A 21719-nucleotide genomic window follows, 5' to 3' on the forward strand; every position below is an offset into this window, starting at 1 on the left:
GGTTTGAAAATCTATAATACCTAATGATTATGCCATACTAGATATATAGTGTTGTTATAAATAAATGTCAGTGCGAGTTCAAATCGGAGGATAAAATGGAAAAACAAATTAATGAAAAAAAAGCCTTGGAAAACCAAGGCTTTTTTAATGCTATAAACTCATTAAAAGAACCCCCAGTTAGATTTGGAATGTTTTTTAGTCTGTGTCATATAAAAATAAATAGAATGAATAGCTATAGCTAGAGCTAAAATGGTTGTAATACTTACTACTATTATAGGATTAGAAGCAAAGATTAAAGAGAGAATCAAGGCAGCCAGATAGAGTGTAGCTTGGACACAGTAGTAACTTTTCGAATAGCGAAGATAGTGTTTGTTATGGGGCCCATTTACTAGGACAGCAGCTTGAAAGAGGCCAAATCCGATATAAGAGAAGCTGGTTGCAAAGAGACGATTAGCTTCAGGATTCTGAAGAAATCCCATCGATACAGTCATCATCATAAGTCCAATGAAAATAGGATAGTGACTGTAAATTAGAAATAGCCTCTTTTGATTAGATTTTTCATCAATAGCATGGTCGAATTGACCAAAATAAAACAAGAACAGAGAAATCATAATAATGAAATAAAGAACCGAATAAATCGAGAAATTCTCGATTGTAAAGAAGTTAGCTAGCTCCGTAATCATCTCTCCAAACATAATAATGACAAGAAGGGAGATGCGCTCGATTAAATGGGGGAGATTTACCTGGTAATGCTTATCTTTATTAAGCAAGATACTTGGCATAATAAATGTTAGCAGAATACTAGCAAATAAGATATAGACTCTAAGGTAAATAGGAAGAAGAGCTGCTAGATAGACTCCTAAACTTCCTAGACCTGTTATCCATAGAAAACCTTTGATACTTTCCCGATTAGCATCATCGGTTGATTTTCTAAAAAATTCAACCAAATATTGAAAAAATAAGGTAAGGGTTAATGTACCAATAGCCCAACAGAGATAATGAAAATATTGTTGCCAATCAGGTCCAATCATATTGGCTATAAAGAGTAAAATTCCCATTTTGATAAACATGATTACTATGTTAAATAAAGAGTTCTTTCCATAGCGATTGGTATAATCGGTTTGAATCATCCAGGAATCGATGAGAAACAAAGTAGCAATGAGAAAATCAAGGAAAGAATTCCAAGTCAAAATACCGTTATGAAGATGGTCAATTAAAGTAGTTACTTTTGAAATTGCAAAAACAAAAACTAAGTCATAAAAAAGTTCTGAAAATTCTACACGTTTATGTTTAATAAGAGTTGTCATATTAATACCTTTCTACTTTAGAAATACAATACATTATAACAGAAAATGGTAATGAAAGAAAAGGATATGCTTAAATAATTTCATGTGGCGCGAATTGTCAAAACCTTGACTTCTTTTGTCATTTACTTGAAAAAGCAACCCTGACGAGTTGCTTAAAATCCTATTAAAAATTAACTGTGTCAGGATCATTCTGAGTTTTGATGCCTTGAATCTTATCCAAGACTGCCATATCTTCCTCTGATAAGTCGAAGTCGAAGATATCCAAGTTGGCTTCAATATTTTTAGGTGTCACAGACTTAGGTAGTGGCAAGAAACCTTTTTGAAGGCTCCAACGCAGAGCAACTTGTGCTACAGATTTACCGTTACGTTCAGCCACTGCTTCAACATCTTCATTTCCAAAAATGCTACCTGTACCTAGTGGACTATAGGCTTCAAGAAGGATATCGCGCTCTTGGCAATAGGCAACTAAGTCTTTTTGGTCACAACCTGGAGCCAAGAGGATTTGATTGACATGTGGCACAATTTCAGCCGTTTCAAGAAGAGCTTCTAGGTGATGTTGCATAAAGTTAGACACACCGATAGCACGCACCTTACCTTCTTTGTAGGCTTCTTCCATTGCCTTCCAAGCGCCTGCATTACCAGACTTCCAAGCATCATTCTCACGAAGTGCCTTTGGATTTGGCCAATGGATAAGCAAAAGATCCAAATAATCCACACCGAGTCTTTCGAGAGACTCATCGATAGAAGTCTTAGCCAACTCGTAATCGTGCTTATCATTCCAAAGTTTGGTAGTTAGGAAAATATCCTCACGTGCCAAATTACTATCAGCAATCGCCTTACCTACAGAAACCTCGTTACCGTAAATTTGTGCGGTATCAATATGTGTGTAACCAGCCTTAAGTGCGAAGCTAACGCTGTTATAGGCTTCTTCGCCTTCAGCAATTTGCCAAGTTCCAAAACCAATTTTAGGAATAGCAACCCCATTTGCAAGTGTATATGTTTCCATGATTTTCACCTTTTCTTTTTTTAATAGTACTATCTTAAATAAGATAAGGCAAAAATGCAAAGATTTGCTACGGCTATTATTATGAATAGTTCCTTACTTCTTTTTCCGATGTTCGTAACAGCCTTTGGAGATATTATTACTTGGGAAGAGAATGAATTTGTAAGAACTTTTCATATTGAAAATAAACAAAAATATTGAAATATAGCTGATTTTAGGAAATACTTTTAGGTATTTTCAATGTCAGGATTTAAAAATGGGGCAAAAGTGGGGCAAAAATAACGAATGACTCATAAAGGTTTCCTAATCTCTAACCTTGTCTGACAAAAGGTTGCTCAACTTCTAACTGAGAAAGTATCACTAACGGATATTGCCAGAAGACTTCGTATGAACCTCTGTTCCCTTTTATAGTAAATGCCAATACATTCTAATGGGGAATAGTAGCGAGTGAGTATGAAATCCGGCAATAGAAAAAATGCCTAAAAAATGCTATAATATTAAGCAACATAGACAAATAAATTAGAATTTAGAGAGGTTTTTCGGCGAATGTTAGGATATGAAAAAAATGAAAAGTTAGAATTTAATTATAAAAAATCTTGCGGTTTATGGTTAATTGCGGTTGCCATAGTTATCGCAGTTGCTACCTTAATAGGTGGACACCAAATTATAAATATGCAAGTGTTTAGTACAGGTTATATAGTTTTCTTTTTTTCGATTAATATGAATAAAAACTTACTAAAAAAACTATCCACTGGTTCATCAACTAAATTTCAAAATAAGGTTTCTCAATACTCAATAATATTACTGTTTATATTAATGTTTTTTTTAGGCGGTCCATTTTTTGCTACGGAGAATTGGAGATTGATATGGTTGGGGGCATTATTAGCCACAGCATTGCATTTTTTCCCATTCTATTTTGTACATGGAAAATCAATGATTTTATTAGGAATTATGTGCACTATTAATATTATCATGGGGTATATTTTTTCTGCTGTCCCTTTGGTACTATTTGCCTATATTGATGCAATAATTAAATTTATATTTGGAGTTTATTTGTTATTTTTTTCTAAAGCAACGAAGCAATAAATCCCAATTGTTTGTTGAACTAGCAACTTAATAAGAATAACAGAGGAACAGTAAATCGGAAAAAGGTTTACTGTTTTTTCTTTGCTCAAAATACTTAGCTTGTGAAATCATATTTCTCCCTCCTTCTGACATATTTAGTCTAACAAAAAAGCCGTCGGGAAAACGGCTTTCGAAGATAAGATTATACAATAGAAAAGCGAGGTTATCCTCGCTTTTTTTTATTTAATCTAATAGCTCCTTATTTTCAATTAAGAGTTCTAGTGGAGATTTTTCTCTTGCTACAATAAAACCAGGTTCATATTGGTTATGAAATGTTCTTTTCTGAGAAGTTGGATCAATATACAACTCTTTTCCATCTTCTGTGTATAGTTGGTTGCCTCTTGTTAGGTAAAGTAAATCTTCTAAGTGCTGTCCATCAGTATGTAGGAAATGCTCGATGTATTTGACAGCTTTTAAGATTTCACTTACTTTATCAGAGTATTCATTCGATTCAAGAACACTCTTTTCTAACTCAATCTCTTTACTAGTTCCAAATAGTTGGGTTGGAGTTGCATTAAAATATTCTGCTATCTTATCTAAATTTGCAAAGGTAGGATAGCTTTTTTGTTTTTCATAATCAGAGATGGACTGTTTACCGATTCCTAAATCTTCCGCAAGTTGAGTTTGACTTACTCCTTTTTCTATGCGTAGTCGTGCCAAATTGGGTCCAAAATTTTGAATAATAAAGGTCATGAGAAACTCCTATGTTGTATTTTAAACTTATTCTATCATCTATAAACTTACAAATCAAGTTTTTAGTTGACTATTTAAAATATTTTTTATAAAATATATTTATAACTTATAAATAAGTTATAAATAATACAAAATAGTTCGTAAGTTTAGGATTGGTGAGTGAGGAAGAAGTTGAGGACGAGACTATGACTTATGACTATTCAAATCCTTGGTGCTAGAAATTGTGTGGACAAGGTCAAGGGACGAGCCTGACGGGAAGTCAGGCGAAGTCCTGCAGACTGGCCGTCCAGACAATTTCTAGCCAAGTAAAAGCTGGCTATTCTAACAGCCAGCAAAAAGGTACACTTAGGGCAACGCCCAAAGAACGACGGAACGAGCAAACGTTGATTTGACGGTGTTTCTGAGGCCTAAAAAATCTAAAAGAAGGGGGGACAATTTTGTTGGTTTCTATACAAGATTTAAGAAGCATTCAAGAACGATGTGATGTAGGAGAATTAGTACAGCGGTTAGATGTCAGTATTGATAGATTAACGGTTATCTGGGATACAGACACGGGTTCCCTAAGACGAATTTTCAAAAATCTGAAACAGGCAATAAGTGCAAAAGTTGACTCATTTGAAATATATGATAATGTTCGAGATGATGTCTTTACTTTAGCTAAAGTTTTTAATGAGTATGATTCGATCAATATTATATTTTTCCAATTAGCCATTTATGGAAATGAACAATTGATTCGAATTGATTTCAATCCTAATACTTTAAAAGAATTTGATGGAATGCAAGTATGGAGGCAATTAATGTACTTTGCTAGATTGAATTCATTGACGGTACGTTTGTCTCGTTTTGATTTGGCATTTGACATTTTCAACAAGCCTGAAATCGTTAATTTGCAACATATTAAAGGTGGTGTTACCCATAAGGTCTTCTACGGTAGAGGGGGCGAATTAGAGACGAAATATTGGGGTTCTAGCGGTAGTAATGTACAAGTTAGGTTATATGATAAGAATAAAGAAATCATTGCTCACAAGCGCGAAGAGAAGCTAGATTTGGCTGTAAATCCGTTTTGGTGGAGACTGGAGTTCCAACTTAGAACCAAAGCGATTGGTGAGGAAATGGTCCAAGATATTATGAATCGACTTGATAATTTCGGATTTTATAAGCTAGAACATATTCGAGTGGATCAAAGAGCATTTACAATTATCTTTCTCAACAATCCTGAACTGTTATCATTGGCTTTTCCAAATTTAAAATCAGACAGCATCAAAAAGAAAAAAACAAGAGTCCGCAAACTATTGAGAGAAGAAACGAACCAATTTGCGGAAGAATTAAAAGAAGTATTAATACAGAATCTCCCTAAATTAAATGCAGAATTACAACTACTTGTAGGCGAGTTTCTGAATTTAGAAAATAAATAAGGAGGATAACTATGGACAATAATTTAATTAGTAACAAAGAATTAATTGAAATGGGCTATCGCCCTCATACAGCGAATGATATCATTCATCAGGCAAGAGAATTACTTGTATCACGAGGCTATACATTTTATAATCGCAAACGTTTGATGGTTGTTCCAAAAAGTGTTGTAAATGAGATTCTAGGAACAGAGGTGGCTTAATATGGCAAGTGTTCGTTATCGAAAGCGAGGAGATAGTAATTTATGGACCTATGAAATTCGTAACGAAGGAAAAACTGTTGTTCATAATAGCGGTTTTAAAACAAAAAAACTTGCAGAGTCAGAAGCTGAACCGATTCTGCAAGAACTTCGTTTAGGGAAAAGAATTTCTAGAGATATTTCTCTTGTCGATCTATATCAAGAATGGCTTGAACTTAAAATTTTACCGAGTAGTAGGTCGGAAGAGACAAAGAAAAAATATCTTCTCCGTAAAAACACAATTGAAAAATTATTTGGAAATAAAAAAGTCACTCAAATTCGTGCGAGTGAATACCAAAGAATTATGAATAAGTATGGGCAGACAGTTGGTAGAAATTTTCTTGGTAGATTGAATACTGGGATTCATCAGAGCATCCAAATGGCAATTGCCGACAAAGTTCTAATAGATGATTTTACACAACATGTCGAGTTATTTTCATCCAAAGAACAACAGATGACAGAAGAGAAATATTTACATACAGAAAAGGACTATCTGGATTTACTTTTAGCAGTAAAGAGAAAATTTGATTACCAACGTTCAATTGTTCCGTATATCGTCTATTTTCTACTAAAAACAGGCATGAGGTTTGGAGAGTTAATAGCGTTAACTTGGAATGAAGTTGACTTTGACAGAGGACTGCTAAAAACATATAGGAGGTTTAATACCCTCTCTCATAAATTTGTCCCTCCAAAAAACAAAACGTCTATTCGGATGGTACCGATAGACGAAGAATGTATTAAGATATTACAAGTTCTAAAAATTGAACAGGAGAAGGCTAATAAAGAGCTAGGAATCAAGAATAGGTATAAAATGATTTTTCAGCATTATGGATATATTCACTTGGTACCAGATATTGCAAGTGTCAATAAAGCTATGAGTGTTCTTTTAAATGAATTAGATATTTATCCAATTATCACGACAAAAGGAGCACGTCATACCTATGGAAGCTACCTATGGCACAAAGGATTTGACCTTGGAGTTATTGCAAAAATTCTAGGGCATAGAGATATTTCAATGTTAGTAGAAGTATATGGACACACTTTAGAAGAGAAAATTTTTGAAGAATTTAATCAAATTAGAGATGTCTGGAAAGATTGCTCATAAAAAAATGTGGGGCAAATGATGGGGCAAATCAGTTATAGACAAGCAAAAAAGCCTTATAAATCAAGGCTTTTTCCTGTTGATTTAGATGCCCCCTGCAGGGCTCGAACCTGCGACCCATAGATTAAGAGTCTACTGCTCTACCAACTGAGCTAAGGAGGCAAATAAAAAGCTGTATTGGTGCCGAAACTTCACGGTTTGTATTGAACCCGCGCAACTAAGCAGGTGGGCAACTCGCTCTAACTGAAGCTGTTTCCGTGTGAGACGGCCTACATGCTGTTAGAAGTCTTTTGTTTCCCTAAAAATACAAAAAATAGTCGGTCAACACTTGAATGTGAAGTCGTACACCACAGCGTTTCTATGTTTATATGATACCACTTTTTCAAAAAAAATCAAGGGGGAAATGCAACTTTTTGAAAAGGATTTCACAAGTTTCGTAATTTATCAATGGTTTCCTTGCGTTGAGCCAGGGCCCGTTCGTATTTTCCACTATCTTCTGCAGAAAAGTAGCTATGGTCACGGATTTTTTCTGGTAGGTATTCTTGTTTGACCCAGTGACCAGGATAGTTATGAGGATAGAGGTAGTTTTGGGCGTTTCCGAGCTCCTTGCTTCCACTATAGTGACCATCTCTTAGGTGTCTTGGAATCGGCAGGTGCCCCGATGTTTTGAGGTCAGCCAGAGCCTTATCCATAGCCACATAGGCTGAGTTTGACTTGGGCGAGAGTGCCAGATCAATGACGACATTGGCAATGAGAATTCGAGCTTCTGGAAATCCAATCCTCTGTGCAGCATCCAAAGCAGTCACAGTATGGATCTGGGCATCGGGATTAGCCAAGCCAATATCCTCATAAGCAATCACAGTCAAACGACGTGCCAGGCTAGGTAGGTCACCAGCCTCTATCAGGCGAGCAGCATAGTGGAGACTAGCATCTACATCCGAACCTCGAATGGATTTCTGCAGAGCTGAGAGAACATCGTAGTGTCCGTCTCCATCCTTATCCATGGTGATGTAGCTTCTCTGCAGACTATTTTCCATGATATCGAGTGTAATATGGCGGATACCGTCATCATTTGCCGGAGTAGAAAGAACTGCCAAATCCAGCGAATTAAAGGCAGAACGAAGATCTCCATTGGTAGATGTTGCGATAAAATCAAGGGCATCATCATCTAACTCAACTGGGAAATCAAAACCTCGTTCAGGATCAGTCAGGGAGATTTGAATGGCTTCTTTGACATCTTGGTTAGACAAGGGTTCCAATTCAAAAATTTGAACCCGACTACGGATAGCTGGGGTGACAGAAAAGAAAGGATTTTCAGTAGTAGCCCCAATCATGATAACCAATCCACTTTCCAAGAGAGGAAGGAGAAAGTCTTGTTTGGTCTTGTCGAGACGATGAATCTCGTCTAGGAGTAGTACCAATCCACCTGAGAATTTGGCTTCTTCGGCGATTTCTTGGAGACGTTTTTTACTATCAACAGTGGCATTAAAGGTTCGAAAGGCATACTTGGTCGTTCCAGCGATGGCTGAAGCGATACTGGTTTTTCCGATGCCCGGAGGTCCATAGAGAATCATGGATGATAGACGGTTAGCCTCCACCATGCGACGGATGATTTTTCCTGGGCCGACCAGATGCTCCTGACCGATAACCTGGTCGATGGTTTTTGGGCGCATACGAAGTGCGAGATTGTCTGGCATAGCAGTCCTTTCTAACATGGATTTTCTGATGTATATGTGGTAATATGGTAGTATCTATTTTAGCATATTTCCGAGTATTCGGGGCGATTTAAGAGTCGTATAGAAAGAGGACAAAATGGCAACATACGGATTTTTAGATGTTTTACAAGAAGAGTTGGACAAGAACTTTCCTTTTGATTATGAGATTAGTTGGGATAAGCGCAATCATGCGGTTGAAGTGAGTTTTCTATTAGAGGCACAAAATCCTGCAGGGGTGGAGATGCTGGATGAGTACGGAGAGGTTTCGTCAGATGATATCCTTTTTGAAGAAGCAGTGCTTTTTTATAACCCTGCCAAGTCAACAGTTAATGCAGAAGACTATTTGACAGTCATCCCTTACCTGCCCAAAAAAGGTTTTTCTCGTGAATTCTTAGCTTATTTTGCACTATTTCTCAAAGATACTGCAGAGGTTGGACTAGATGCCCTCATGGACTTTTTGGAAGACCCAGAAGCAGAAGAATTTGTCATGGAATGGAACCAAGAAGTCTTTGAAGAAGGAAAAGTAGGCTTGGAAGAGGGAGAATTTTACCCTTATCCGAGATATTAGAAAAGATTCTAAGTGGACATTTTTAAATAATGAATTCAAGGAGAAGGGGGAGACTATGCTAGAAAAAGTCAAACAGTTTTTCAGGAGAAGGTCAGCTAAAACTGAGCCGTCAGTTGATATTCTTCCCCGCAATCGCTTTGCGGATCTAGATTTCGAGCGAGTATTGAAGTCAGGAACTCGTTGTTGTGTTGATGAAGATGGGCACTATGTTGAGGATGGTAAAATCACATTATTTGAATTTTCTATAGACTTTGCAGAATTTGAGTTCATAGGTGATTTCAAAATTGAGGAGGAGGATCAGTTTAAGCAACTATTAGCTCGTTTGAATAGTTTTGACAATGCCATTCAGTCCCATTTGGAAAGCGAGTTGCAACAACCTATCCCTCAGTTTGCCAAGAATCTCGGCTATACTCAGAAAAGGTGGGAGAAAACCTTTTACTTCCATCCTTGGATATTAAGTTTTGATGAAAATCCTCCTAATCTTCGCTATGTTGCAGATTATGTAAGTGATGAGTTTACGGTTTATTTTGCTAAAAAACATGGCAGATGGCAGGCGTACTGGGATGCAGAGTGCCAAAAGGTGATTGAAGAAAGCTAGCTAGGGGTTTTCTATAGAGTAGTAGTTATGATAAGAAAAGGTCATCATGGAATTATTGGATAAACACTTGGATTTTACGGGCTGCAAAATTACTCTATTTTGTGGAGAAGAGTTGCTGACCATCTTGCGTGATGACAAGGAAAATATCCCTTGGCCCAATATGTGGGAGTTGCCAGGTGGAGGTCGTGAAGGGGACGAAAGCCCTTTTGAATGCGTAGCGCGTGAAGTTTATGAGGAACTGGGAATTCATTTAAATGAGGATTGTCTGCTCTGGAGCAAGGTCTATCCCAGCATGCTCTTTGAAGGTCGGCAGTCTGTCTTTATGGTCGGTCAGATAAGTCAGAATCAGTTTGACAAGATCAACTTTGGAGATGAAGGACAGGCTTACAAACTGATGAGCATTGAGGAATTTCCCAATTCTAAACAAGCAGTGCCTCAGTTACAGGGGAGATTGAGGGATTATTTGGAGGAAAGTTATTAGAGAGGGTAAAATTTAAAGATATGAATATTACTTATATAGTTGGAAATGGTTTGGACTTGCAATATGGTTTGAAAACAAGATATAAGGATTTTTATGAATTTCAAAATAAGGCTTACATAAGTAGGAAAGAGAACGAGGAAGAATATTCAAATTTAATTTATGAATCTCTATTCTCTGATAAAGAAAATAATTATGAAAATTGGTCAGATTTTGAATATTCAATAGGCCAATTAACAAAAGATCACGACTTCATCTCCTCAAGTATAGAAATGAAGGAGAAATTTATAGACGATTTTAGTGAGGTAGTCGACGATTTAAGAGAATATCTACGATTACAACAAGAGCAAAATCTTGAGGAAGGTATTGTAATTGACTTTGAAAGTACTCTAAATGATTTGAAAAATTCTCTCCCTGTATTAAATCAATCTACTATTGATAAAAAATTTAAAGAAAATCTATATCAACACGACATCGTGAATATATTAACCCTTAACTATACAAATGTGTTAGATAGATTATACGATAGATCTGGAAAATCTTTTGTAAACAAATTAAGAACTAGTGATTATAATTTTCATATTAAATCTCCGATTCATGCACATGGGACAGTAGATATCTGTACTGTTTTAGGAGTTAGCGATGAAACACAAATTTCAAATAGTTTTGAAGAAGAACAAAAAGAATCCCTCGTAAAAAACTTAGTTTTGAAGAACTATAGAGAAAATATGGATGTGAAAAATAGTGATATTATTAAAAACTCTGATATTATTATTCTTTATGGGGTTTCTTTGGGAGAGACTGATAAGTATATCTGGAGTCAGATTGCTGAAAGATCAATCAGCAGTTCTGTTCCTGTCATAATTTATCATTATGTGCCTAAGTTTGATCCCGGAAACCCCACTAAGGTGAAACGTTTATATAGAAAAGTAGAAGATAAATTCATACAGAATAGTGGTATTGATTTAGAGTTAGAGAAGAAATTAAGAGATAATCTTATTGTTGTTATTGGAAAGACTATTTTTAACCTGATGGAAAGGTAAGCACAATACAAAATGGAAACATGGCAAGAGTTAAAAGTAACAGTGAAACGTGAGGGGGAGGAATTAGTTTCCAATCTTTTGATTGAACTAGGTGCCCAAGGTGTTGCGATTGAAGACAGCATGGACTATGTGGGAAATGTGGACCGCTTCGGTGAAATTTTCCCAGAGGTCGAGCAACAAGAAGAAATTGTGGTGACCGCCTACTATCCTGATACGGTTGATGTAGCGACAGTGGAGACTGATTTGCAGGCTCGTCTGGCAGAATTGACCGACTTTATGGATCTGGGTGAGGTTAAGATTGGCACGACAGCCTTGGCTGAGGAAGACTGGGCTGACAACTGGAAGAAATACTATGAACCAGCTCGCATCACTCATGACTTGACTATCGTGCCGTCATGGACAGACTACGAGGCGACTGCTGGAGAAAAGATTATCAAACTAGATCCAGGGATGGCCTTTGGGACAGGAACTCACCCAACGACCAAGATGAGTCTTTTTGCCTTGGAGCAGGTTCTTCGCGGTGGGGAAACGGTGCTAGATGTAGGGACAGGTTCAGGCGTCCTTTCTATTGCTAGCTCGCTTCTGGGTGCCAAGGAAATCTTCGCCTATGACTTGGATGATGTGGCGGTTCGCGTCGCTCAGGAAAATATTGAGCTCAACCCGAGCATGGAAAACATCCATGTAGCCCCAGGAGATTTGCTTAAGGGTGTGGAGATTGAGGCAGATGTCATCGTTGCTAATATCTTGGCGGATATCCTCATTCATCTGACGGATGATGCCTATCGTTTGGTCAAGGACGAAGGTTACCTGATCATGAGTGGCATTATCAAGGACAAGTGGAATATGGTACGTGAATCAGCAGAAGCAGCTGGATTTTTCCTTGAAACCCACATGATTCAAGGGGAATGGAATGCCTGCGTCTTCAAGAAAACCAAAGATATCCCTGGTGTGATTGGAGGCTAACATGCAGCAGTATTTTGTAAAAGGCTTGCCTGTCTCGCCTGTCACCATTGAGGACAAAGAGACTAGCAAGCACATGTTTCAGGTCATGCGCCTGAAAGAAGACGATGAGGTGACTCTAGTCTTTGATGATGGGATTAAGCGCTTGGCGCGCGTGGTCAATGTAGAGGCACGTCAGTTGGAGCTGATTGAGGAATTAGTAGACAATGTGGAACTGCCAGTCCAAGTGACCATCGCATCAGGTTTTCCCAAGGGGGACAAGCTGGAGTTCATCACTCAAAAAGTGACAGAGCTCGGAGCTAGTCAAATCTGGGCCTTCCCTGCCGATTGGTCAGTTTCCAAATGGGATGGCAAGAAATTGGGCAAAAAGGTTGAGAAGTTAGAAAAAATCGCCCTCGGAGCAGCAGAACAAAGTAAGCGAAACCTTGTCCCAAGTATCACTCTTTTTGAAAAAAAGTCTGACTTTCTAGCCCAACTGGACCAGTTTGACCGCATTGTGGTAGCCTATGAAGAGTCAGCAAAAGAAGGAGAATCAGCTGCTCTTATCCAGGCTATTACTAGTCTTGAAAAAGGAGCTAAACTGCTCTTTATCTTTGGACCAGAAGGAGGTCTTTCACCTGCAGAAGTTGAAAGCTTCCAGGCTAAAGGAGCAGTCCTTGCAGGACTTGGGCCTCGTATTCTAAGAACAGAAACAGCACCACTTTATGCCTTGGGAGCAGTTAGTGTTATTCTAGAGTTAGTTAGAAAATGAATACTTGATAATTTTTCTATATTTCATTTCTAATTTTTAAAAAATTCATTAATAAAAATTTGGAAATATCTATAGGTAATTATGTTTAAATAACATTACTAATTAAATTTATAATTGGAGATTATTAGGAATTATGGAAGAAGTAAAAACTACAGGAATTTTTGAACAGAAATTTGACCTATGGAATAAAAAATTATTAGATTTATCAAGAAGAAATAGACTGTTAAATTATAAAGTTCGTAAAGCGGGAACATATAAACCAGACGGTGATATAGAAGAGTTATTTGATAAATTGGTAAATGGGAATGGTTTTGTTTTTAAAGATAGTAGTAATTCTCAAGAAGATGAATTTATCAGAAGTCGAAATAGGAAACTTGAATATATACGAAAACAAATTAAAGAAGCAGAAGACGAGCTTGGGTTTAATATAGGTTATGCAGCTTTCGGTATGCTAGAGTGGGGAGAGTCAAACTATTTTGATAAAAAACTAGAATCTCCTCTTGTTTTAGTTCCTATAAAGATTGTACGTGAAAACTTATCTTCTCCTATAGAGATTACCATTAAAAATGATGAAGATATTGTTGTTAATCCAGTAATAAGCAAAAAGCTTTTTGATGATTTTGGTGTAATTATTGATAGTTATTATGATTTTTCTCATATAAGAGATGCTTTAGACTATTTTAAACGACAAATTTCAGATTTCGATTGGACTATAAATGAAACTATTGTCATTGATACTTTCAATTTTCAAAATTTAGTTATTCAAAAAGATTTAGAAAGAAATAAAGATAATCTTCGTAATAATCCTTTTATAAAAGCAATATCAGGAGAACAAACTGATGAAGTTGATCAACTCTTTGAAGGTTATAACAAAGAGATTAATCTAAGAAAAGAACCTTCCATTAGTAGGTTACAGATACTGGATGCAGATTCAAGTCAACAAGAAGCAATTAGTAGGGCGAGGAGAGGAGACAGTTTTGTTCTTCAAGGACCACCAGGGACAGGGAAATCTCAAACAATAACAAATATTATTGCTGAACAACTAGGAATGGGAAGAAAGGTTCTATTTGTTTCAGAGAAGCAGGCGGCTTTAGATGTTGTATATAAGAAATTACAGCATCAAGGTCTATCAGATTTTGTACTTACTCTGCATAATACGAAACAAAAGAAGGGAGAAATAAGAAATCAGTTACAGAGTGCGTTATTACTTTCTGAAAAATCCTATAAATTTAAAGATGAAAATTTATACTTGTATTCAAGACTTGATGAAGAAGTGAGAGATTTAGACGATTACGTTGACATTTTACATGATGCTAATAATAAAACTCAATCAATTTATTATTTACAAGGCAAGCTATCATCAGTAATAACAGCAGATGATTTACTGTTTGAAGTAGATGAATCGATTCTGGATCTTAGCCATAATGAGATGGATCAGCTTTTGCAAATAATAACGAAATTTGCTAAGTCATATATCACGGATTCCACAAGATATAATAATAATTCATGGAAGAACTATGAAGGAGAGCTTTCGTTCACAAAAATTACAGAATTATCTACGTTATGTAAGGATATAATTGAATTAAGAAATCTTAGTTTAAATCTGAATCAGAGAATTTCTTGTATAGTTTCAAACTCATTTAATTCAACAGAAATGAGAGCGGGTTTTCATCTGTTGCAAAAATTAATGATTGAAAAGAATGGAAGTTTTTCATCAAGGTGGATTACATTAAATCTAGAAGATATAAGGTTAGATATTCTAGAATTAACAAAGTTATTAAATCAACAACAGAATTTGATAATATCTAAAAATGATAATGAAAATGAAATTCGAGAAATTTTTGACGAAGAATTCTTAAGAACAGAAAATATAGAACAACTTTTAAAGGTGTTTAAGTATGAGTATAATTCGCCCTTCAAGAGATTATTTTCAACAACTTACAAAGAAATTTTTAGAAAAAATAAATTATTAACTAAAGAATTAAAATTAGATTATGAACAATTAATTTATAACTTCGAAAAACTTTTAAAAATTAAATCAAGTGATATTGAATTGGATAGTTTGTATATCAAAATTAATGAAATTAAAAATAGAATTAATGAAAAATTAGGTAAATCATATAATTATACAGACGAGATGATTAATAACATTTTAAACGGAGTTTCATGGTTACTTGAAATTAAACAGGCTTTTTATAAAGATGATAAGTGGATTATAGCAGTTGAAGAACTACAGGAATTAATTGCCGGAGAAAAAGATGTTAATTGGTTAGAATTGGAAAAATTAGTTAGTTCATTTCTAGATAATGAGCATAGAATGGATGTTTCATTACAGGAGTTTTATAAATTATTTCCGTCAATCAACAGAAATATTGATGATATTATTTATTTTATACAAGATTTAGATTTTTCTAAACGAGATGAATTTTTTGCTTACAAAAAGATTAAAAACGAACTTTTGGATACATATAAATTATCAGATTTTATTTCAAAACTTGAAAGACAACCAATTTTATCACATTTGATTTATCCAATATTTTTAAAAAGATACTTAATGCTTGTTCTTGAAAAAAATCCTAATTATAAGAAAATTAGTCAGTTGTCCTCAAAAGAGATAGCTGAGCGTATTGAAAATTTTAAATCTCATGATAAATCTACTTTTTCAATGGCTAGAGATAGAATATTTAAGTATTTGGTGGATAGATTACCAAGTGTAAATGATAGTATTCGTATTTCTGGTGGTGAAATTGCAGTTTTAAAAAAAGAAATTGCTAAAAAAGTTAGATTGATGTCAACCAGAAAACTTATTCAAAGTTTACCAAATTTATTACCTAGGTTAAAGCCTTGTATTATGATGTCTCCATTGACCGTAAGTACCTACTTTTCTTCAATTGACAATTGGCAATTTGATTTAGTTATATTCGACGAAGCATCTCAAGTTAAGACAGAATATGCAGTTGCAGCTATAAGTAGAGGAAAACAAATTATTGTAGCTGGAGATAGTAAACAAATGCCGCCAACATCATTTTTTGATTCCTCTAACGACGAAGGAGATTTGAAGGATGACGAAATTGATATTGAAGATATGGAATCTATATTAGATGAACTTAGTGTAAAAATACCTGAAACATATTTAAATTGGCATTATCGTAGTAAAGATGAATCATTGATTGCTTTTTCTAATAAAAAATTTTATAACAATAGACTATATACATTTCCAACTGACAATTCTGATATTCATAGCAATGTTCAGTTTACATTTATACCAGACGGGGTATGGGAATCGAAATTTGGAAATTCTATTGAAGCAGATAAAGTTATTGAAGTAATCAAAAACATTGCAATAAATTGTCCAAATAAATCTGTAGGTGTAGTTGCCTTTGGAATGAGTCAAGCACGAGTTATAGAAGATAAGTTATTCAAATTTAGAGAGGAAAATCCAGAATTAGAAGCATTTTTTGATGAATCGAAGCATGAATCATTCTTTGTTAAGAACCTCGAGAATGTTCAAGGAGATGAAAGAGATATAGTTATTTTAAGTGTTGGATATGGTAAAAATCCAGATGGTAAACTTAGAATGAATTTTGGACCTTTGACAAAGTCTGGAGGAGAGCGAAGATTAAACGTTGCTGTATCTAGAGCTAGGGAAACTATGCATGTTATTTCTAGTATTAGAGGAGTAGATATTCCGATAGAAGAAACTACAAATGAAAATAGAATTATTTTTAGAGATTTTCTAGAATTTGCGGAGAAGGGGATCCCGGCCTTACTTGGCTATGAAGAGCATGAAGAACAAAAATCTCCAGAATTTGATTCCGATTTTGAAGAAAATGTATATAATTTTTTAGTGACTAAAGGGTATAAAGTTCACACACAAGTAGGAGCTTCAGGATATAGAATAGATATGGCTATTATACATCCTAATATACCTGGGAGATATGTATTAGCTATAGAATGTGATGGTGCAGCCTATCATTCTTCGAAAACTGCTCGGGATCGTGATCGTTTACGTCAGGAAATTTTAGAGTCTAAAGGTTGGAATTTTTATAGGATATGGTCAACTTCTTGGATTCACGATAATGTCAATGAGAAGAATAAGTTAGTAAATGCCATTGAAAAATTAATAGAAAATTATTCTATGTTGTCAGATGATGTTGTGATAGAAAATGAAGAAACAATACCTTCTAATCTCATAACTGTTACTGATTCTAAAGTTGGAAATAATCTTCCAAGATATAATGGAGATGTTTATGACTTTGAAGAAAATTTATATGAATTATCTAATATTATTATGTTAGTTGCATCTAGATTTGTTGGCTATAATGTAAAGGATTTGATGCGCTATATTAATAAAGAGGTATTTGGGAAACTTCGTCTTACTCAAGGCTATATAGATGTTTACAGTTCGGCCTTTAGATTACTAATAGCCCATGATAGAATTGTGATTAAAGGAGGAATAATAGAATCAGTTACAAGATAAGCATGGTGCTAATAACTATAATCCAGAAGGTATAGGAAGGTATAGTATTAAAGATTGTGTAGAAAGAGGAAGAGGAAGGTTATTTTAGAATGGTGCTTTTAGGATTGTTAATTATCATTATATTTGGCTTAGCTGTGGCTATTTTAAAAAATGCAGTTGAAGGTCGTGATGTTAGATTTGAACTTGCAGTAGAATTAGTATTGATAGTTATTTACTTCATTCTATATCTGATTGTATTTAATTAAGAATTCTAGGTTTAAATAGTATAAAGCCATCTTCGGATGGCTTTTTAATGTAGATAACCTGTCTGAAAGCTTGACTTTGTATCCTGGTATATTTTCCAAGCACTTTTCTTGAAACCCTTTCCTTCTTCTGATAGACTAATACATAGTTTGAAAAAAGGAGACTTAACATGAAAAAATTTGTTGCTGAATTAATCGGTACTTTTATGCTTGTGTTCATCGGAACAGGAGCTGTTGTTTTTGGAAATGGTGTTGAAGGACTTGGACACCTTGGAATTGCTCTTGCTTTTGGTTTAGCAATCGTAGTCGCAGCCTTCTCAATTGGAACTGTTTCAGGTGCTCACTTGAACCCAGCTGTTTCTATCGCTATGTTTGTTAACAAACGTTTGTCATCTTCAGAACTTGTAAACTACATCATTGGTCAAGTAGTTGGTGCTTTCCTTGCATCTGGAGCTGTATTCTTCCTCTTGGCAAATTCAGGTATGTCAACTGCAAGCCTTGGTGAAAATGCCTTGGCAAATGGAGTAACTGTATTTGGTGGTTTCTTGTTTGAAACAATCGCAACTTTCTTGTTTGTTTTGGTTATCATGACTGTGACTTCAGCAAGCAAAGGTAATGGCGCTATTGCTGGTTTGGTGATCGGTTTGTCATTGACTGCTTTGATTCTTGTTGGATTGAATATTACTGGCCTTTCAGTAAACCCAGCTCGTAGCTTGGCTCCTGCTGTATTGGTAGGTGGCGCAGCCCTTCAACAAGTTTGGATTTTCATCCTTGCACCAATCGTTGGTGGAGTTCTTGCAGCTCTTGTTGCTAAAAACTTCCTTGGAACTGAAGAATAATTGAAACTCAAAAAACCTACTCTTCATACAGGAGAGTAGGTTTTTTATATATTAAAATCCCCCACGATAAGAGGTGAGGGATTTTATAATTAACTCAATTCAGCAACGATTGCTTTGATTTGTTCTGCAGTGTGGACACCTGCAACTTGTTTGACAACTTGGCCATCTTTCTTGAAGAGTAGAGTAGGGATAGACATGATACCAAATGAACGAGCTGTATTTGGGTTTTCATCAACGTCCATTTTAACGATTTTCAAGACATCTTCTGAAAGTTCTTCAGATAATTTGTCCAAGATTGGACCTTGCATACGACATGGACCACACCAAGTTGCCCAGAAGTCTACCAAGACCAATCCGTCTTTTGTTTCTTGTTCAAATGTTGCATCTGTAATTGCTTTTGCCATAGTATTTCTCCTTTTTAGTTATATTGGCTTAAATCTTGTTTCATGAGATAGAAGAAAACATCTCCATAAGTCCCATGGTAGTCCAGAACATGGCCCTTGTAGGTTAGTTTTTGGACAGGGTAATAGTCTGCGACACCAATCAGGCAGGCATGTTGAGAACGTTCAAATTCTTCGTATGAATCGAAGGTCATTGTTCTCTCTTGCTTGCTGGCATCCAGATAAGTGATTTCAATCATAGGATTCTCCTTTGCTAAATCATGTCTTCATTTTACTCCTTGGAAAAAGAAATGTCAATAAAATTGATTGCGCACGCAAGTTTTTTTGAAAAATTTAGAACAACCAGTCTGCTTTTGTTTCAAGACTTTCTTCGACTGCTTTTTGTAGATAAGCAAGAGTCGTCTGGCCCTCACTAGTGAGGCAGATAAAACTGGCTCGCTTATCCTGGTCACAACATCTCCGACTCAGTAAAGCACAGTTTTTGGTTTCTAGGCGTGCCACCATCCGTGAGACAGCACTTGGGCTCAGATGGAGTTTGTCAGGCAGGTCGATCTGTCTCAAAGATTTTTCTTGAGCCTGATTTAAAAAGTGCAAGAGGTAGAATTCTTTGAGCGTTAGACTTTGTTCGCTTTGCTCAGCGATCGTTTGCTCTAAAATAGCTTCTAATTCTACTTGTCGGCGGTTGAAGTCAAACCACTTATCTAAGTAAGTCACATCAATCTCCTTTCCTATATAATAGTTGTAAATAGCTTTATAGATCTAAGATGCTTGCGCACGCAATTAGTATACAACTTTTTAGATGAGATAGCAAGAAGGATGTTTCTTGTGTATTTCCTTGAAATTTTCTGAAAAAGTAGTAAACTGGTATGCAGAAAGTCTATTTGTGGAGTAAACGATGAAGTTATATGTTCAGTTAATGATTCTCTTTGTCATTTCACTGATTGGTGAGGGAATCTCTATCTTTTTCCATTTGCCTATCCCTGGAAGCATTATTGGTTTGATTATTTTATTTTTAGCCTTGCAGTTCAAGTGGTTGCGGGTACGTCATGTCAACATGGTTGGGAATTTTCTCCTGGCTAATATGACTATTCTATTTTTGCCTCCTGCAGTTGGGATTATGGAGAAATTTGATGTGATTGCTCCCTATTTATTGCCCATTGTCTTGATTGTCTTTTTTGCAGCAGTTATCAATATTATCTTGATTGCGTTGGTCGTTCAGTTTATCAAAAAGCGTTATGAAGGTGATTACGAAGAAAGAGGTGCCAAATGAGCGAATTTGTATCCAATCCACTTTTTGGGATAGCCTTGTCTATCCTGGCCTATCTCGGGGGCATGATTATCTTTAGACGATATCCTCATCCTCTGACGACTCCCTTGCTGCTAGCAACCTTGTTTATCATCGCTTTTCTGAAATTGACTGGTATTTCTTACGCTGCCTATTATCAAGGTGGGGTTTATCTGAATAACTTGATTGTACCTTCGACAGTAGCACTCGGGATTCCTCTCTATAAAAGTTTTCACCTCATGAAGCACCATGTTAGAAGTATTTTACTTGGGAGTTTTTTAGCAGTCATTGTGAATACCATTTTTACAGCTTTAGTTGCAAAATTTTTCGGTATGGATTTCTTCTTGGCGATTTCGCTTTTCCCAAAGTCTGTAACGACGGCCATGGCAGTTGGAATTACGGATAAGCTACAAGGGATAGCGACAATCACTTTGGTAGTTGTGGTAGCAACTGGGATTTTGACCAGCGTTATTGGACCAACACTTTTAAAATGGCTAAAAATAGACGACCCAGTAGCTGTTGGTCTTGCTCTTGGAGGAACGGGTCACGCAGTTGGGACTGGGACAGCTTTTCGCTATGGAGCTGTTGCGGGGGCTATGGGTGGCCTGGCTATCGGTGTCACCGGTATTCTCTACGTATTTGTCAGTCCCATCGTAGCAGGTTTGATATTGAGCTAAAAAATAATAATGTTATATTTCTTTGTGTAAAAAGAAGCCCCTAGCTTTATTTGCTAGGGGATTCATTCATTATTGTAAGTTTACTTTGTTCTTTAAGATATAGTAGGTGCCGAGATAGAAGCCGACGCTAAGGATTAAGTCCTTGAAAATTTCAAAGGATAATACCCAATTGTAGTCGAAATCGATGCGAAGATTTAGAGTGATAAAACCAAGGACTATTTGGATAGCGATGTAGGCGACAACCGCAAGAGCTGTACGGTATTCATTAAAGAGTTGACCGATAGAGATAGAAAAGTAGATACAAAGGATACTTGCAAGAGTGTTAACGATATAGGAAATCAAGGCTAACCAGAAATCATCTTGATAATTTTTGAGAATAAACTCGGCAAAGTTGGATATTAAGACGTCTGGTTGAATCATGGATATGATGATGTAAAGACTAAAAAGAAAGACCAGTGTACTTGTCAAAGACCAAACAAAGGCTCCAAGGAGTTTAGAGGAAAGAATCTGGTGTTCAGATACTGGAAGGGTTAGTGTTAGATAGCCACGACGATCATATACGCTTCCTTTAAATCGTTGAATAATCAAGATCAAGGTTGAGATACCCAAAGTAATAACCAGACCCCCAAAAACCAGAGATAGAAAGACTAACATGACAACGCCCTTGTCTTGATAATAGGTGCTTGAGAGGGTACTGCCCTGAATTCCTATAATGACAGATAGGGATAGTACAGCAGCGTAGAGGGCTAAAAACCATTTGTTGACATTTTTAAATTCATAACGAACTAAATTCCAAAACAT

At 35.9% G+C, this 21719-nt stretch carries 22 protein-coding genes, 1 tRNA gene, 1 other RNA gene and 1 pseudogene; 15 read left to right on the top strand and 10 right to left on the bottom strand.

Annotated features, from left to right (window positions below; translation table 11 throughout):
* Positions 1-161: 161 nt before the first annotated feature.
* Both NMM19_RS04170 and NMM19_RS04175 read right to left on the bottom strand, forming a co-directional pair.
* The gene (locus NMM19_RS04170) at positions 162-1307 is read right to left on the bottom strand and encodes a low temperature requirement protein A (RefSeq protein ID WP_254730101.1); all 1146 of its coding nucleotides are present in this window, start codon (positions 1305-1307) and stop codon (positions 162-164) included.
* A 163-nt stretch (positions 1308-1470) separates the two neighbouring features.
* Entirely contained in the window at positions 1471-2313 is an 843-nt protein-coding gene (locus tag NMM19_RS04175) for an aldo/keto reductase (RefSeq protein WP_070888836.1), read from the bottom strand.
* A gap of 543 nt (positions 2314-2856) precedes the next feature.
* Between NMM19_RS04175 and NMM19_RS04180 the strand changes: the two genes are divergently transcribed.
* Positions 2857-3396 carry a DUF6609 family protein gene (locus tag NMM19_RS04180; RefSeq protein ID WP_254730104.1) on the top strand — a complete coding sequence of 180 codons (540 nt, stop codon included), beginning with the start codon at positions 2857-2859 and terminating at the stop codon, positions 3394-3396.
* Between the two features lie 222 nt (positions 3397-3618).
* Here NMM19_RS04180 and NMM19_RS04185 read toward each other — a convergent pair whose 3' ends face one another.
* Entirely contained in the window at positions 3619-4128 is a 510-nt protein-coding gene (locus NMM19_RS04185) for a helix-turn-helix domain-containing protein (protein ID WP_254730106.1), read from the bottom strand.
* 208 nt (positions 4129-4336) lie between these two features.
* Between NMM19_RS04185 and NMM19_RS08395 the strand changes: the two are divergent.
* From NMM19_RS08395 to NMM19_RS04200, 4 genes and pseudogenes are all read left to right on the top strand, one after another.
* Positions 4337-4520, top strand: a pseudogene (locus NMM19_RS08395) (hypothetical protein).
* Positions 4521-4565: 45 nt separating this feature from the next.
* Entirely contained in the window at positions 4566-5543 is a 978-nt protein-coding gene (locus NMM19_RS04190) for a replication initiation factor domain-containing protein (RefSeq protein ID WP_254730110.1), read from the top strand.
* Positions 5544-5554: 11 nt separating this feature from the next.
* Complete coding sequence (locus NMM19_RS04195) at positions 5555-5743, top strand: DUF3173 domain-containing protein (RefSeq protein WP_000369785.1); 189 nt, start codon at positions 5555-5557, stop codon at positions 5741-5743.
* A 1-nt stretch (position 5744) separates the two neighbouring features.
* Positions 5745-6884: a site-specific integrase gene (locus tag NMM19_RS04200; protein WP_254730112.1), complete on the top strand. Its 1140-nt coding sequence runs from the start codon at positions 5745-5747 to the stop codon at positions 6882-6884.
* Between the two features lie 86 nt (positions 6885-6970).
* On the opposite strand, the gene NMM19_RS04205 is transcribed toward NMM19_RS04200, so the two are convergent.
* The 3 genes from NMM19_RS04205 to NMM19_RS04215 all read right to left on the bottom strand — a co-directional run bounded on the left by NMM19_RS04205 (position 6971) and on the right by NMM19_RS04215 (position 8578).
* Positions 6971-7043: transfer RNA gene (locus tag NMM19_RS04205), tRNA-Lys, on the bottom strand.
* A gap of 3 nt (positions 7044-7046) precedes the next feature.
* A non-coding RNA gene (ssrS, locus tag NMM19_RS04210) (6S RNA) lies at positions 7047-7240 on the bottom strand.
* Positions 7241-7306: 66 nt separating this feature from the next.
* Positions 7307-8578, bottom strand: coding sequence for a replication-associated recombination protein A (locus NMM19_RS04215; RefSeq protein ID WP_178894548.1), 1272 nt, complete (start codon positions 8576-8578; stop codon positions 7307-7309).
* Positions 8579-8693: 115 nt separating this feature from the next.
* On the opposite strand from NMM19_RS04215, the gene NMM19_RS04220 reads away from it, so the two are divergent.
* From NMM19_RS04220 to NMM19_RS04255, 8 genes are all read left to right on the top strand, one after another.
* The gene (locus tag NMM19_RS04220) at positions 8694-9164 is read left to right on the top strand and encodes a DUF3013 family protein (protein ID WP_178894549.1); all 471 of its coding nucleotides are present in this window, start codon (positions 8694-8696) and stop codon (positions 9162-9164) included.
* Between the two features lie 55 nt (positions 9165-9219).
* Positions 9220-9762, top strand: coding sequence for a hypothetical protein (locus NMM19_RS04225; protein ID WP_254730115.1), 543 nt, complete (start codon positions 9220-9222; stop codon positions 9760-9762).
* Positions 9763-9808: 46 nt separating this feature from the next.
* Positions 9809-10243: an NUDIX hydrolase gene (locus NMM19_RS04230; protein WP_178894550.1), complete on the top strand. Its 435-nt coding sequence runs from the start codon at positions 9809-9811 to the stop codon at positions 10241-10243.
* 20 nt (positions 10244-10263) lie between these two features.
* Positions 10264-11283, top strand: a complete 1020-nt coding sequence (locus tag NMM19_RS04235; protein ID WP_178894551.1) for an AbiH family protein — start codon at positions 10264-10266, stop codon at positions 11281-11283.
* A 12-nt stretch (positions 11284-11295) separates the two neighbouring features.
* Positions 11296-12246 (top strand): 50S ribosomal protein L11 methyltransferase, encoded by a 951-nt coding sequence (prmA, locus tag NMM19_RS04240; RefSeq protein ID WP_178894552.1) that lies wholly within the window; start codon positions 11296-11298, stop codon positions 12244-12246.
* 1 nt (position 12247) lies between these two features.
* Positions 12248-12994, top strand: a complete 747-nt coding sequence (locus tag NMM19_RS04245; protein ID WP_178894553.1) for a 16S rRNA (uracil(1498)-N(3))-methyltransferase — start codon at positions 12248-12250, stop codon at positions 12992-12994.
* 133 nt (positions 12995-13127) lie between these two features.
* A complete protein-coding gene (locus NMM19_RS04250) occupies positions 13128-17474 on the top strand; it encodes a DUF4011 domain-containing protein (protein WP_178894554.1) in 4347 nt (1448 codons plus the stop codon).
* Between the two features lie 412 nt (positions 17475-17886).
* The gene (locus NMM19_RS04255; RefSeq protein WP_178894555.1) at positions 17887-18555 is read left to right on the top strand and encodes an MIP/aquaporin family protein; all 669 of its coding nucleotides are present in this window, start codon (positions 17887-17889) and stop codon (positions 18553-18555) included.
* A gap of 89 nt (positions 18556-18644) precedes the next feature.
* On the opposite strand, the gene trxA is transcribed toward NMM19_RS04255, so the two are convergent.
* From trxA to NMM19_RS04270, 3 genes are all read right to left on the bottom strand, one after another.
* Complete coding sequence (gene trxA, locus NMM19_RS04260; protein ID WP_001029584.1) at positions 18645-18959, bottom strand: thioredoxin; 315 nt, start codon at positions 18957-18959, stop codon at positions 18645-18647.
* Between the two features lie 14 nt (positions 18960-18973).
* Positions 18974-19195, bottom strand: coding sequence for a DUF4649 family protein (locus tag NMM19_RS04265; RefSeq protein WP_178894556.1), 222 nt, complete (start codon positions 19193-19195; stop codon positions 18974-18976).
* A gap of 94 nt (positions 19196-19289) precedes the next feature.
* Positions 19290-19670 (bottom strand): MarR family winged helix-turn-helix transcriptional regulator, encoded by a 381-nt coding sequence (locus tag NMM19_RS04270; RefSeq protein ID WP_178894557.1) that lies wholly within the window; start codon positions 19668-19670, stop codon positions 19290-19292.
* A 181-nt stretch (positions 19671-19851) separates the two neighbouring features.
* Here NMM19_RS04270 and NMM19_RS04275 point away from each other — a divergent pair, with 181 nt between their 5' ends.
* Positions 19852-20226 carry a CidA/LrgA family protein gene (locus NMM19_RS04275; protein WP_178894558.1) on the top strand — a complete coding sequence of 125 codons (375 nt, stop codon included), beginning with the start codon at positions 19852-19854 and terminating at the stop codon, positions 20224-20226.
* A complete protein-coding gene (locus NMM19_RS04280; protein WP_178894559.1) occupies positions 20223-20918 on the top strand; it encodes an LrgB family protein in 696 nt (231 codons plus the stop codon). Before NMM19_RS04275 ends, NMM19_RS04280 begins: the two co-directional genes overlap by 4 nt.
* A gap of 69 nt (positions 20919-20987) precedes the next feature.
* Here the strand turns inward: NMM19_RS04280 and NMM19_RS04285 are convergent, their stop codons facing one another.
* On the bottom strand, positions 20988-21719 hold the full coding sequence (locus tag NMM19_RS04285) for a hypothetical protein (RefSeq protein ID WP_178894560.1): 732 nt from the start codon (positions 21717-21719) through the stop codon (positions 20988-20990).

Origin of the sequence: Streptococcus sp. CF8_St5-17 (genome assembly GCF_024295665.1) — a bacterium.
In the GTDB taxonomy this organism is placed as follows: Bacteria; Bacillota; Bacilli; order Lactobacillales; family Streptococcaceae; genus Streptococcus.